A 13,083-nucleotide genomic window follows, 5' to 3' on the forward strand; every position below is an offset into this window, starting at 1 on the left:
CACCGACCTGTGAGGACGACCGTTCAATGGACATGCTGTGGAACGGCTGGGGCGACCCGGCCAAGGCGGCACCGCTGCCCGACTCGGTGACCGGGCTGCTGCGCGACCTGCTCGGCGTCAAGCCGCGCAGCACTCCCGCGCTCGCCCTGGACGATCTCGACCTGCCCGCCCCCACGGCCGCTCCCGCCGCCCTCGCGGCGCTCGCCGAGGCCGTCGGCGGCACCGGCCACGTGCGCACCGACGCCGAGAGCCGCGTGCGGCACACCCGCGGCAAGTCCACCCCCGACCTGCTGCGCATCCGCGCCGGTGACGTCAGCGACGTCCCGCAGGCCGTGGTCCTGCCCGCCACCCACGACGAGGTCCTCGCCGTACTGCGCGCCTGCGCCGAGCACGCCCTGGCCGCCGTCCCGTTCGGCGGCGGCACCTCCGTCGTCGGCGGACTCGCCCCCGAGCGCGGCGCGTTCGTCGCCCTCGACCTGCGCCGCATGGACGGACTGCTCGACCTCGACCCCGTCTCGCGCACCGCCGTCCTCCAGCCCGGCCTGCGCGCCCCCGAGGCGGAGGCGCTCCTCGCCGAGCAGGGCTTCACCCTCGGCCACTTCCCGCAGTCCTTCGAGTGGGCCAGCATCGGCGGTTTCGCCGCGGCCCGCTCCAGCGGCCAGGCGTCCGCCGGTTACGGACGATTCGACGAGATGGTCCTCGGCCTCACCCTCGCCACCCCCCGGGGCACCGTCGAGACGGGCCGCGCCCCCCGCTCCGCCGCGGGCCCCGACCTGCGCCAGCTGATCCTCGGCTCCGAGGGCGCATTCGGCGTCATCACCGCCGTCACCGTGCGGGTGCGCCCGCTGCCCGAGACGAAGGTCTACGAGGGCTGGCGGTTCGCGTCCTTCGAGGCGGGCGCCGCCGCGTTGCGGGTGCTCGCCCAGGACGGACCGCGCCCGACCGTGCTGCGCCTGTCCGACGAGACCGAGACCCTCATCGGTCTCGCCTCGCCCGACAAGATCGGCGCCGGCCTGGACCGGAGCGACGCCGGGTGCCTGGCCGTCACCGGCTACGAGGGCACACCCGAGGAGACCGCGTACCGGCGCGAGCGGGCCGCCGCCGTCCTCACCGCCCACGGCGGCACCCCGCTCGGCACCGAGCCGGGCGAGCGCTGGGCCCACGGCCGCTTCTCCGCGCCGTACCTGCGCGACGCCCTTCTCGACGTCGGCGCCTTCGCCGAGACCCTGGAGACCGCCGCGTTCTGGTCCCGGATCCCCGAGCTGTACGCGGCCGTGCGCAGCGCGCTCACCGACACCCTCACCGCGGCGGGCACCCCGCCGCTGGTGATGTGCCACATCTCCCATGTGTACGAGAACGGCGCCTCGCTGTACTTCACCGTCGTCAGCGCCCAGGGCGAGGACCCGGTGGCCCACTGGACGCCCGCCAAGCACGCGGCCAACGAGGCGATCCTCGCCGCCGGCGGCACCATCTCCCACCATCACGGGGTGGGCACCGACCACCGCGACTGGTATGTCAGGGAGACCGGAGAGCTGGCCGTCGAGGCACTGCGCGCCGTCAAGCGCCGCCTGGACCCCGACGGGCTGCTCAACCCCGGCGTCCTGCTGCCCACCGACTGACCCCACCCCACCGCCTGCCCCGGAGGCACTCCCGATGCGCCAGTTCACCGCCGTCGTCAACCCGACCGCGGGCGGCTCCACCGCGGCGGCCACGCTGCTCCGGGTGGCCCGCCTGCTCAGGGAGGCCGGGGCCGGTCTGGAGACCGAGTACAGCCACAGCCTGGCCCACGCGAAGGACATCGCCCGCAAGGCGGGCGAGCGGGGCCGGATCGTGCTCGCCGTCGGTGGCGACGGCATCACCGGCGGCATCGGGGGCGCGCTGAGCGGCACCGGAACCGTGTTCGGCCTCGTACCGGCCGGCCGCGGCAACGACTTCGCCCGCGCCCTCGACCTGCCGGCCGACCCCGCGGCCCTCGCCGACATCCTGCTGCACGCCGAGCCCCGGCCGGTCGACACCGTCGAGGTGGAGTCCGCCGTCCACCGGCGCACCGTGGTCCTCGGCAGCGTCTACGCCGGGGTCGACGCGCTGGCCAACCGGCACGCCAACCAGACCCGGCTGCTGCGCGGCGCCGCCGCCTACTACGCGGGCGGCCTGCGCGCGGTGACCGCCTGGCGCCCCGCCGACTACCGGGTCACGGCCGACGGCGTGGAGCACACCCACCGCGGCTACACGGTGGTCGCCGCCAACTCCCCCTATTACGGCTCCGGCCGGCGGATCGCTCCCGGCGCCCGGGTCGACGACGGCCTGCTGCACATAGTGATGATCAAGGAGGCGCCGCGCCGGCTGTTCTTCACCCTGATGAACGAACTCAAGACCGGAACCCACATACACCGCCCCGAAGTACGCGTCCTGCGCGCCAGGGAGCTGCGCATCGAGTCCATGGACCCCGTGCCCTACGGCGCGGACGGCGAGGTGGAGGCCACCTTGCCGGTGACCGTCCGGGTGCGGCCCGGGGACCTGCCGGTGCTGTACCGGCCCGCGGACGCCGCCTGACCCGTGTGCGGGCCCGCCCGCCGGGGTAGACGAGCAGCGACCGGGGGAGCGGCGGACGAGGGGGAGGAAGCGCGTGGAGAACGCCGTGCAGGCCGTCGTCGTGTACGACGGACGGCTGCTGCTGGTCCGGGAGGCGGGCGAGTGGGGGCTGCCGTCGGGCGCCGGACAGCCGGCCGAGACGGTGGAGGCCACCGCCGCCCGCGTCGTCCAGGAACTCACCGGCTATCTGGCCGACGGCTCCGCGGCGCTGGACGGCAGCTCGGCCGTGCTGTGCCAACTCCTCAGCGAGGAGCCCACGGACGGCGCCAGGCTGGCCGCCGCCGACATCCGCTGGACGCCGAACGAGGAGACCCCGGCCATCGCGCTGCCCGAGACCGTGCGCCGCTACCTGGAGGGGCACACCCCCGTGTGACCGCCCCGCCCCGCTCAGGGGTTCCCTTCGGGGAACCGCCGTCGGTCCATCACCGCCCGGTCGATGCCGCCCTCCTGCGGCCCGCGGGCCCGCCGCGTCGGCCGGCCGCACCGCGGGGGTGAGCCGCGGCACGCTCGCACGGGCATCTCGCCGCCGCCCAGCGCCCGCGCGGTGCCGGCCTCGGTCACCCGGTGGACATCGGACACCTGGCACCCGGTGGGTATCGGCCGCCCGGTCGCGCATCCCCCCCCCGTGCCGAGCCGCCGGGGGCTCTCCGACCTGCCGAGCCCGCGCGGCCGGGCCATGCTGGAACGGTCCGGCTCCGCCCCGTACGAGGAGGCAGGTCCCCGTGCCCGAGTCGCAGCCCGTCGTCGTCCCGCCCGCCAGGGCCGCCGTGTTCCTCGTCGCCACCGTCGAGCAGGGCGGCGAGGACACCGTCCGGGACCTGTTGCGGGAGGTGTCCGCGCTGCGCCGTTCGGTCGCCTTCCGGGCCCCGCCCGAGGAGCTGAGCTGCGTGGTCGGCATCGGCTCCGCCGTCTGGAGCCGGCTGTTCGGCGGGCCGCGTCCCCGGGACCTGCATCCGTTCAGGGAACTGGACGGCCCCCGTCACCAGGCCCCGGCCACCCCCGGCGACATCCTCTTCCACGTCCGCTGCCGCCGCATGGACCTCTGCTTCGAACTGGCCCGCCTGTTCGCCGAGCGGCTGGAGGGCGCCGCCACCGTGGTGGACGAGGTGCACGGCTTCAAGTTCTTCGACGAACGCGATCTGCTCGGCTTCGTCGACGGCAGCGAGAACCCCGAGGGCGAACTCGCGGACGAGGCGGTGTTCATCGGCGACGAGGACCCCGGCTTCCGCGGCGGCAGCTATGTGATCGTGCAGAAGTACCTGCACGACATGAAGGCATGGAACGCCCTGTCCGTCGAGGAACAGGAGAGGACCATCGGGCGCACCAGGCTCGCCAACGTCGAACTCCCCGACGACGTGAAACCCGCCGACTCCCACGTGGCCCTGAACACCGTCACCGACGAGCACGGCGACGAGCGCGAGATCCTGCGCGAGAACATGCCCTTCGGGAACATCGCGCAGGGCGAGTTCGGCACGTACTTCATCGGCTACGCCCGCACGCCCGACGTCACGGAGTCCATGCTGCGCAACATGTTCCTCGGCCGGGACCCCGCGTCGCACGACCGGATCCTCGACTTCTCCGTGCCGGTCACGGGCTGCCTCTTCCACGTGCCGACCATCGACTTCCTCGACGATCCCCCCGCCCGGCCTCCGCTTGCGGGCCACTCGGCGCCGGGGTTCAGTGAGTACTGACCCCTTGCGCCCCAGGAGTTCTCATGTCGATGCCGTTCGGCGCCCCCTTCGGTTCCCAGGACCCCTTCAGCGAACTGCTGAATCGCTTCTTCGGGATGTCGCCGGCATCCTCACCGCCCGCGGTGCAGCGGGTGCCGATCGGACGCCTGCTGACGGAGTCGTCGCAGGAACTGCTCAATCTGGCCGCGCGGCGGGCCGCCGAGGACGGCACCTCCGACCTCGACACCGAGCATCTGCTGTGGGCGGCCACGAAGGTGGAGCCCTCACGCCGGCTGCTGCTCCAGGTGGACGTGGACCCCGACACCCTCGCCAACGAGATCGCCAAGGTACTGCCGAGCGAGTCCGGCCAGCCCTCCGCGCAACCCGGGCTCACCCCCGCGGCCAAGCGCACCCTCGGCGCCGCCTACGCCCGGTCCCAGGCGTCCGGGGTGTCGTACATCGGCCCCGAGCACATCCTCGCCGCGCTGCTCGGCGACAGCGACACCGGTGCCGCCCGGCTGCTGCGGGCCGAGGGCATGGACACCGGGAAGATCTCGGGCATCGCCGAACAGGCGGCCCGCGCCGAGAACTCGCCGGCCGAACGCAAGCAGCCGGCCACCACCCTGGACGAGTACGGCCGCGATCTGACCGACGAGGCCAAGGCCGGCAAGCTGGACCCGGTGGTGGGCCGCGCCGAGGAGATCGAGCAGACCGTGGAGATCCTGTCCCGGCGCTCGAAGAACAACCCCGTGCTGATCGGCGAACCCGGAGTCGGCAAGACCGCCATCGTGGAGGGCCTCGCGCAGCGCATCGTGGCCGGCGAGGTCCCCGACACCCTGAAGGACAAGCGGGTCGTCGCGCTCGACCTGTCGGGCATGGTGGCGGGGGCCCAGTACCGGGGCCAGTTCGAGGAGCGGCTGAAGAAGGTCATCGAGGACGTCCAGGCCGCGAGCGGCGGCATCATCCTCTTCATCGACGAGTTGCACACCGTCGTCGGCGCCGGCGCCACCGGCGAGGGCTCCATGGACGCGGGCAACATGCTCAAACCCGCCCTCGCGCGCGGCGAGTTGCACGTCGTGGGCGCCACCACCATCGACGAGTACCGCAAGTACGTCGAGAAGGACGCCGCCCTGGAGCGCCGGTTCCAGCCGGTGATGGTCCCCGAGCCGACCGTCGAGGAGACGGTGCAGATCCTCGAAGGGCTGCGGGACGCCTACGAGGCGCATCACCAGGTCCGCTTCGACGACAGCGCGCTGGCGGCCGCGGCGGAGATGTCCGACCGGTACGTCACCGACCGCTTCCTGCCGGACAAGGCCATCGACGTCATGGACCAGGCGGGCGCCCGGGTACGGCTGCGCAGCGCCGGCCGCTCCACCGAGGTCGTCAGCCGCGAGGACCGGATCGCCAAGCTGCGCCGCGAACTCGAACAGGCCGTGTCCGCCGAGGACTTCGAGCGGGCCTCCGAGCTGAAGCGGCAGGTCGCCGAGACGGAGGCCGAGCTGGCCGGCATCGAGGAGCGCCGGGAGGGTGTCGTCTCCGTCACCGCCTCCGACATCGCCGACATCGTCTCCCGGCGCACCGGCATCCCGGTCTCCCAGCTCACCGCCGGCGAGAAGGAGAAACTCCTCAGGCTGGAGGCGGAGATGCACGCCCGTATCGTCGGTCAGGACGAGGCGGTCACCGCGGTCTCCCAGGCGGTGCGGCGCAACCGCGCCGGCATGGGCGACCCCGACCGGCCCGTCGGTTCCTTCCTGTTCCTCGGCCCGACCGGGGTCGGCAAGACCGAACTCGCCAAGACTCTCGCCGAGTTGCTGTTTGGCGAGGAGAACCGCATGGTCCGCTTCGACATGAGCGAATTCCAGGAGAAGCACACCGTCGCGCGACTCGTCGGCGCCCCGCCGGGATACGTCGGCTACGAGGAGGCGGGCCAGCTCACCGAGAAGGTGCGCAGGCAGCCGTACAGCGTCGTGCTGTTCGACGAGGTGGAGAAGGCGCACCCCGACGTCTTCAACACCCTGCTCCAGATCCTGGACGACGGCCGCCTCACCGACTCCCAGGGCCGTACCGTCGACTTCCGGCACTGCGTCGTCATCATGACGTCGAACATCGGCGCGCACCGCATCCTCGACCACAAGGGCGATGTGTCCGACCTGAAGGACGAGTTGATGGAGGACCTGCGGGGCCGCTTCCTGCCGGAGTTCCTCAACCGCATCGACGACATCATCATCTTCCACGGGCTCACCGAGGACGACCTGTCGGAGATCGTGGACCACCTCCTGGACCGGAGCAAGCACCGGGTGCACGCCCAGGGCATGAAACTGGAGGTCACGGAGGCCGCGAAGAAACTGCTCATCGCCCATGGCCACCAGCCCGAGTTCGGCGCCCGGCCGCTGCGCCGCACCATCCAGGCGGAGCTGGACAACCGCATCGCCACGCTGCTGCTCGGCGGCGAGGCCGAGCCCGGGGACACGATCGTCGCCGACGTGGTGAAGGACTCGCTGCACTGCTCGGTCAGCAGGCCCGAGAACTGACCCCCGCTGCCGCGGCCCCTCTACGGGGCCGCCGTGCCGATCGACTCCACCACCGCGCTCGCGGGCCCGTCCGGGGTGTCGTACCGCACGCTGTCCCCGGCCCGGCACCCGAGCAGGGCCCGGCCGAGCGGGCTGTCCTCGGTGACCAGGTTCTGGTCCAGCGCCTCGGCCTCCTCGCCGATGGAGAGCGTCTCCACGGAGCCGTCCGCGAACCGCACGGTCACCGTGCTGCCCACCCCGACCACGTCGGTGCGCGCGGGCCCGGCCTGGTCCGCCTCGCGCAGCCGCTCGTCGATGTCCGCGATCCGCCGCTCCAGCCGGTCGAGCTGGTCCACCCGCTGCAACTCGTCCGCCTGGTCCGCCTGGTCGCCCACGTCGGGATTGCCCTTCAGCGTCCCGGCGACCATCCGCCGTTCCGCCCGTAGATCCGCCAACTCCCGCTCCAGTGCACGCCGCGCATCGGGACTGATCGGTTCGGGGCCATCGGTCATCGCTGCTCCAGACGACAGGGATCGGGACGGTGCTCGAGCTGACGGATCAGGGGGAGTCGAAACAGGGCGAAAGGGGCTCGCTTCCGCATCGTAAGCGGTTCACCGGCGGGGGACCGCGACCCGGCTCGCCAGGGACGGAGCTTTTTCCGGTCGGGCACGGCGGTCGTCCGCGTCGGCCCGCTCCACCTCGCGCGGCCCGCCGGGCCGCGTCCGGACCTCCTCGACGAGCCGCGTGCCTCGTCCCGGTCGATCCGGGACCGTCCGCCGGCGGATCGCCGCGGGGCGGAGCGCCGGAGCCGGTGCCGTTCGCCCGGCTCCCGCTTCCGGCCGTCGTCCCGGCCGAAGCGGAGCGCCGGTGGCGCGGACGAGCCGCGGACGCGGCTCTCGTGAGGTCCCCCCGCCGGCCCGGGGCCGGTCGATGGGGCGGGGACCGGTGTCAGTCCGCGTGCAGCGCCCGGTGCAGCGTGCGGGTCGCCAGGTCGATCGCGGTCCGGGCCGCGTGGGTGTCCCGCAGGGCGTCGAGCATGACGAAGTCGTGGATGATGCCCTGGAACCGCACGGCGGTCACCGGAACCCCGGCCGCGCGCAGTTTGGTCGCGTACGCCTCGCCCTCGTCGCGCAGCACGTCCGCCTCGCCGGTGACGACCAGGGCGGGCGGCAGACCGCTGAGCTGCTCGGTGGTGGCGCGCAGCGGGGAGGCGGTGATCCGGGCCCGGTCGGTCGCGTCGGTCGTGTACTGGTCCCAGAACCACTGCATCCCGTCGCGGCGCAGGAAGTAGCCGGTGGCGAACTGGTGGTACGACGGCGTGTCGAAGTTCGCGTCGGTGACCGGGTAGAACAGCACCTGCTGGACCAGCGTGGGACCGCCGCGCTCCTTGGCCATCAGGGTGAGGGCCGCGCTCATGTTGCCGCCGACCGAGTCACCGGCCACCGCCATCCGCGAGCCGTCCAGGTCCTTGGTCGCCCCCTGCTCCGCGACCCACCGGGCGACCGCGTAGTTCTGCTCGATGGCCACGGGGTAGCGGGCCTCGGGGGAGAGGTCGTACTCGGGGAAGACCACCGCGGCCCGCGCGCCCACGGCGAGTTCGCGCACCAGGCGGTCGTGGGTGTGGGCATTGCCGAACACCCAGCCGGCGCCGTGCACGTAGAGGATGACCGGGAGGCTGCCCGAGGAGCCGGCGGGCCGCACGATCCGCGCCCGGACGCTGCCCGTGGGCCCGCCCGAGACGGTGATCCACTCCTCGTCGACCGCCGGTTTCCCGACGTCCCCCGACTGCACCTCGTCGACCGCCTTGCGGCCCTCCGCGGGCGGCAGGTCGAACAGGAACGGCGGCTTCGCGGTCGCCGCCGCGAACTCGGCCGCCGCGGGCTCCAGTACCGGCTGCGGGGGCGCTACGGCATCGGACATCGATTCTCCTCGCACATCTTTGGACCGCCGGACCGGTGGGCGGACGGCCGACGTTCCCACCCTGCACGGTTTTCGAGGGTGCCGCACGCGGAGCGCCCGCCGGGGAATCCCGCCCCGCCCGGAGGCGGGACGGGATTCGGCGCCGGGAAAAGGGCGTGATCCGGTGGCACGGGGGCGGCAGAGTGTGCGCATGGAATTCCTCTGCCACCACCGCGACCGGTCCGGCTCCCTGGCGCTGCGCATGGCGTTGCTCGAAGAACACTGGTCCTACATGGACCGGTTCGACAAGGAGATGATCGCCCGTGGCCCGACGCTCGCCGGGGACGGCGCGACGCCCACCGGCAGCGTGCACATCCTGGACCTGCCGGACGCGGCGACGGCCCGCGCGTTCGCGTTCGACGAGCCCGGCTACCAGGCGGGCGTGTACCGGGACGTGCTGCTGCGGCGCTGGCGCAATCTGCTCGGACGTACCATGTGGGACTTCCCCGGCGGCCCCACCGACGGCGACGGCTACCTGGTGCTGGGCCTCGGCGGGGGCGAGGCCGCCGACCTCACGGTCCCGGACGGGCGCGGCGACGGCCTGATCGCCTACGGCCCCCTGCTCTCCGACGACGCCTCCGCCTGGCTGGGCACGGCGGCCCTGCTCCGGGCCCCCGGTCCGGCCGCCGCCCGCGCCCTGCTGACCGAGGAGAATTACGCCGGGATCGAGGTCCACGCCTGGCGGTTCGGCGGCCGTCCGGAGTGACGCCCCCTACGCGTCGGCCGGTGCGGCCGGGGCGGCCGGCGTGGCCGGCCGGCGGCGTGTCCGCAGCCGGCCGACGAGGAGGGCGGTCACCGCCGCGAGGACGATCAGCGGCATCTGGTTGTACGCGTCGCGGCCCAGCAGCAGCACGGCCAGGACGCAGCTGGTGAGGGGCAGCCTGGTGATGACGGTCGTCGACGCGGAGACGCCCAGCGCGAACGCGGGGGCGGTCCCGAGCCCCGGCAGCCCCGCGCAGGCCAGCCCGGTCGCCACCCCGATCAGCACGGCCGGGAAGATCGGGCCGCCGCGCAGGCTCCCCAGGCTGATGCCCCAGGCCAGCGCCTTGCACAGGATCAGCGCCACCAGTGTGAGCACCGGCCACCCGTGCGGGTTCTCGGCCAGCTCCCCGAGCATCATCTGCCCGGACAGCGCCGCCTCCTCCGGGGAGCGGCCGGTCAGCAGGGCGTACGCCGTCAGGCACACCCCGACGGCGACGGCGCACACCACGGTGCGCACCGCCGTGCCGCGCGCGGAGGTCCAGCGGAGGGTGCGCTCGCCGACTCCGTGGGCCACCGAGACGACGACGGCGACCAGCGCGGCCGCGGGCAGCCCCCACAGGAAGTCGCCCGCGTCCGGGATGGTGTCCGGCGGCACCCTCGGCAGCCCGAGGGCGCCGATCGACAGCCCGGTCCACTGGCCGAACCCGGTGAACACGAGCGCGCCGGCCCCGCTCGCGGCGAGGCAGGGCAGCAGCAGTACGACGAGGCGGGGCCCGGCGAGCCCGGCGGCCTCCATGACCATGACGGCGGCCACCACCGGGCCGCCCAGGATGGTGGAGATGGCCGCCGTGGAACCCGCGGTGGCCACGACCGACGCCGAGGCGGCGTCCGCCGGGTGCCGCCGCAGCGTCCGCACCCCGAGCAGGGCGAGCCCGGACCCGACCGCCATCAGCGGCGCCTCGGGGCCGAGGGCCACACCCAGCGGAAGCGTGAGGACCGCGGCCAGCACCACGCCCGGCAGGGCGCGGGGGCCGATGGGGTCCCCGCCCAGGCCGTGCACCGGGATGTGCCCGCCGGCGCCGGGCAGCCGGGTGACGATCGGAGCGAGGATCAGTCCGGCCAGCGCCAGCGAGGGCAGCGCCCACCACCAGGGGGCCCGCCCCAGCCCGAGCGCGTGCGGCAGCTCCTGCCACACCTGGTGCTCGAGCCAGTGCTGGATGCTGACGAAGAAGAAGCTGGCGAGCGCGATGGGCACACCGAGGCACAGCGAGAGCGCCAGCAGCCGGAGATAGCCGCGGCTCAGCAGCGTCCGCGCCGGGTCGTCGGCCGCGGGGGACTGCCCGACCGTGCCGCTCACGCCCGTTCCACCTCCACCGCCCATGGCGCCCTCGGACGGCGTTCGGCAACGCACCGGGCGGGCTTCAGTAAACGACCGCCGCCCCCGCCCCGCATCTCGGCGGGCGTCTGATCAGCCCAAGGACCCGGGCGCGACGGCTTCCTCCAGCGCCAGCCGCATGAGGGTCAGGTCGAGCCGGCGACCGAACTTGATCCCGGCCTCCCGGACCGTACCGGCGTGCTCGAACCCGAAGCGCTCGTGGAGCCGTACCGAGGCGGCGTTGCCCGACTCGATACCGGCGATCACGAGGTGGTGACCCGCCGCGCGTGCCGCCGTGACGAGAGTGGCCAGCAGTGAGGAGCCGATGCCGAGCCCGTGCCGGCCCTCGCGGACGTAGACCGAGTCCTCCACCGTGTGCCGGTAGCCCTCCAGGTCCCGCCAGGGCGCGAACACCGCGAACCCCACCACCTCGCCGGCCGCCTCGGCCACGAACGCCGAACCGCGTTCCAGATGCCGCGCCAGCCAGGCCGCGCCCTCGGCGGCCGACTGCGGGATCTCCGTCCACAGGGCCGTCGAGTGCTCGATCGCGTGGTTGCGGATCGCGCGTACCGCCTCCGCATCACCGGCGCATGCCGGGCGCACGGTCACCGCACGATCTCTCTCATATATTGGAAGCATGTCCAACATAGTAGATCCCCTGGTCGGGAGGATCGCGGCCCGGATCCGCGCCGAGCGGGAACGGCGCGGCTGGACCCTGGCCCAACTGGCGGAGGCGTCCGGGGTCTCCCGCGCCATGATCAACCGGATCGAGCGCGGTGAGAGCAGCCCCACGGCCGTCGTGCTCGGCAAGCTCTCCGCCGCCTTCGAGCTGAGCGTCGCCTCGCTGCTCGCCCTCGCGGAGGGCGCACCGCCGCGGACCGCGGAGGAAGCCGGCGTGCGCCGGCGGACCGAGGCGCCCGAATGGCAGGACCCCGCCACCGGCTACCGGCGGCGCCAGATCACCGGAGCGCGCTTCCCCGCGGAGGTCGCCGAGGTCCGGCTGCCCGCCGGGGCGCGGGTGCCCTACCCGGCCGCGGCCTTCGCCTTCGTACGCCAGGTCGTCTGGGTCCTCGACGGCCGCCTGACCTTCCACGACGGAGCGGAGGTCCACGAACTCGGCCCGGGGGACACCCTCGAACTCGGCGATCCCGCCCCGCGCGTCTTCGCCAACACCACCGGCGCCGAGTGCCGCTACGCCGTCATCCTGGCCCGCGGCTCCCGGCCCTGATCCGCGCGGGTCAGTCCTCGCCGTGCTGGCGGCGGATCCGGGCGGCCACCTCGTTCTGCTCCGTCTCCCACCAGGGCCGTACCCGTACGGCCTCGGCCGCCTCGGACGGGGCCGCCGCGCGGCCGGGCGCGGACACGGGGGACACGACGGGCGTGAGGTCCCGGTCCAGCCGCCGGTCAAGGGCCGCGCTCTGGACGCGCTCGGCACGCGCCCACTGCACCAGGATCGCCAGCAGGAAGGGCAGCGCGACCAGCTCGGCGATGCTCAGCATGGCGCCGCCGCCGATCTGCTGGTCGTGCCGCACGTCCGGCGACCAGGCGGGGGCGTGGTGCAGGTACCAGGCCCCGGCGATCAGCGTGCCGTGGGTCATCACCACCAGACCGGGGACCGCGTCGATGACGCTGTCCAGGAACACCAGCGCCGCGCGCACCGGGTGGCTGCACCACCGGGGCAGCGCCTCCTCCCGGGTGAGGACCGGTACGACGAACAGGCAGCCGGTCACCAGCAGGTGCAGGTACAACAGCTCGTGCAACCAGCCGACGCGCAGGGCGGTGGCGAAGTACGGCGTGAAGTAGACCGTCAGCTCGGTTCCCAGCACCAGGGCCGTGCTGACCAGCGGGAAGGTGAGCAGTCGCACGACCCGTCCGCTCATCGTCCTGCGCACCCGCCCGGCGCCCTCGCCGGGCAGCGCCTCGATGGCGAGCCGCAGTGGATCGCCCAGGGCCAGGCCCAGCGGGGTGATGAGGTCCAGCAGCACGTTCTGCACCGCGGCCGGCCAGAACAGCACATGGTCGTAGACGGCAAGACTCGACATGGTGGCCACCGCGAGCCCGCCGAGCCCCAGCAGGGTGAACGCGAGGGTCCGGCCCGGCGACCAGGTCCCGCCCGCCCGGCGCACCCGGAGCACGCCCCAGCCGTACAGGCCGCCCAGGAGCGCGATCAGGATCAGCGCGGGCACGTCGAGCTGCCACGATCCCACCGCGCGTGCGGGTGTCAGCTCCGGCAGGCTGCCGACCGCCACGGCGGCCGTCGCGTGACCAGACATGG

Annotated in this window: 12 protein-coding genes; 7 read left to right on the forward strand and 5 right to left on the reverse strand. The window is 73.8% G+C overall.

Going from position 1 to position 13,083, the window contains the following annotated elements; translation table 11 throughout:
- Positions 1-26 precede the first annotated feature (26 nt).
- The 5 genes from VT52_RS06200 (at position 27) to VT52_RS06220 (ending at position 6,793) form a co-directional block, all read left to right on the forward strand.
- Positions 27-1,619 carry an FAD-binding oxidoreductase gene (locus tag VT52_RS06200; protein ID WP_046423793.1) on the forward strand — a complete coding sequence of 531 codons (1,593 nt, stop codon included), beginning with the start codon at positions 27-29 and terminating at the stop codon, positions 1,617-1,619.
- Between the two features lie 34 nt (positions 1,620-1,653).
- Positions 1,654-2,553, forward strand: coding sequence for a diacylglycerol kinase family protein (locus VT52_RS06205; protein WP_046423795.1), 900 nt, complete (start codon positions 1,654-1,656; stop codon positions 2,551-2,553).
- Between the two features lie 73 nt (positions 2,554-2,626).
- Complete coding sequence (locus VT52_RS06210) at positions 2,627-2,965, forward strand: NUDIX domain-containing protein (protein ID WP_046423797.1); 339 nt, start codon at positions 2,627-2,629, stop codon at positions 2,963-2,965.
- 349 nt (positions 2,966-3,314) lie between these two features.
- Positions 3,315-4,283, forward strand: a complete 969-nt coding sequence (locus VT52_RS06215) for a Dyp-type peroxidase (RefSeq protein WP_046423801.1) — start codon at positions 3,315-3,317, stop codon at positions 4,281-4,283.
- A gap of 23 nt (positions 4,284-4,306) precedes the next feature.
- Positions 4,307-6,793, forward strand: coding sequence for an ATP-dependent Clp protease ATP-binding subunit (locus tag VT52_RS06220; protein ID WP_046423802.1), 2,487 nt, complete (start codon positions 4,307-4,309; stop codon positions 6,791-6,793).
- A gap of 20 nt (positions 6,794-6,813) precedes the next feature.
- On the opposite strand, the gene VT52_RS06225 is transcribed toward VT52_RS06220, so the two are convergent.
- Together VT52_RS06225 and VT52_RS06230 are read right to left on the reverse strand one after the other, a co-directional pair.
- Positions 6,814-7,284: a GreA/GreB family elongation factor gene (locus VT52_RS06225; protein WP_046423804.1), complete on the reverse strand. Its 471-nt coding sequence runs from the start codon at positions 7,282-7,284 to the stop codon at positions 6,814-6,816.
- A gap of 436 nt (positions 7,285-7,720) precedes the next feature.
- On the reverse strand, positions 7,721-8,692 hold the full coding sequence (locus VT52_RS06230) for an alpha/beta hydrolase (RefSeq protein ID WP_046423807.1): 972 nt from the start codon (positions 8,690-8,692) through the stop codon (positions 7,721-7,723).
- A gap of 190 nt (positions 8,693-8,882) precedes the next feature.
- Here VT52_RS06230 and VT52_RS06235 point away from each other — a divergent pair, with 190 nt between their 5' ends.
- Positions 8,883-9,437: a YciI family protein gene (locus tag VT52_RS06235; protein ID WP_046423809.1), complete on the forward strand. Its 555-nt coding sequence runs from the start codon at positions 8,883-8,885 to the stop codon at positions 9,435-9,437.
- A gap of 6 nt (positions 9,438-9,443) precedes the next feature.
- Here the strand turns inward: VT52_RS06235 and VT52_RS06240 are convergent, their stop codons facing one another.
- Positions 9,444-10,790 (reverse strand): chloride channel protein, encoded by a 1,347-nt coding sequence (locus tag VT52_RS06240; RefSeq protein WP_046423811.1) that lies wholly within the window; start codon positions 10,788-10,790, stop codon positions 9,444-9,446.
- A 111-nt stretch (positions 10,791-10,901) separates the two neighbouring features.
- Positions 10,902-11,447, reverse strand: a complete 546-nt coding sequence (locus VT52_RS06245) for a GNAT family N-acetyltransferase (protein WP_046423814.1) — start codon at positions 11,445-11,447, stop codon at positions 10,902-10,904.
- Here VT52_RS06245 and VT52_RS06250 point away from each other — a divergent pair.
- The gene (locus tag VT52_RS06250; protein WP_046423816.1) at positions 11,446-12,036 is read left to right on the forward strand and encodes a helix-turn-helix domain-containing protein; all 591 of its coding nucleotides are present in this window, start codon (positions 11,446-11,448) and stop codon (positions 12,034-12,036) included. The genes VT52_RS06245 and VT52_RS06250 overlap by 2 nt on opposite strands.
- Before the next feature lie 10 nt (positions 12,037-12,046).
- Here VT52_RS06250 and VT52_RS06255 read toward each other — a convergent pair whose 3' ends face one another.
- Complete coding sequence (locus VT52_RS06255; RefSeq protein ID WP_046423817.1) at positions 12,047-13,081, reverse strand: cytochrome c oxidase assembly protein; 1,035 nt, start codon at positions 13,079-13,081, stop codon at positions 12,047-12,049.
- Positions 13,082-13,083 lie beyond the last annotated feature (2 nt).

Source organism: Streptomyces malaysiense (assembly GCF_000980885.2).
Lineage (GTDB): Bacteria > Actinomycetota > Actinomycetes > Streptomycetales > Streptomycetaceae > Streptomyces > Streptomyces malaysiense.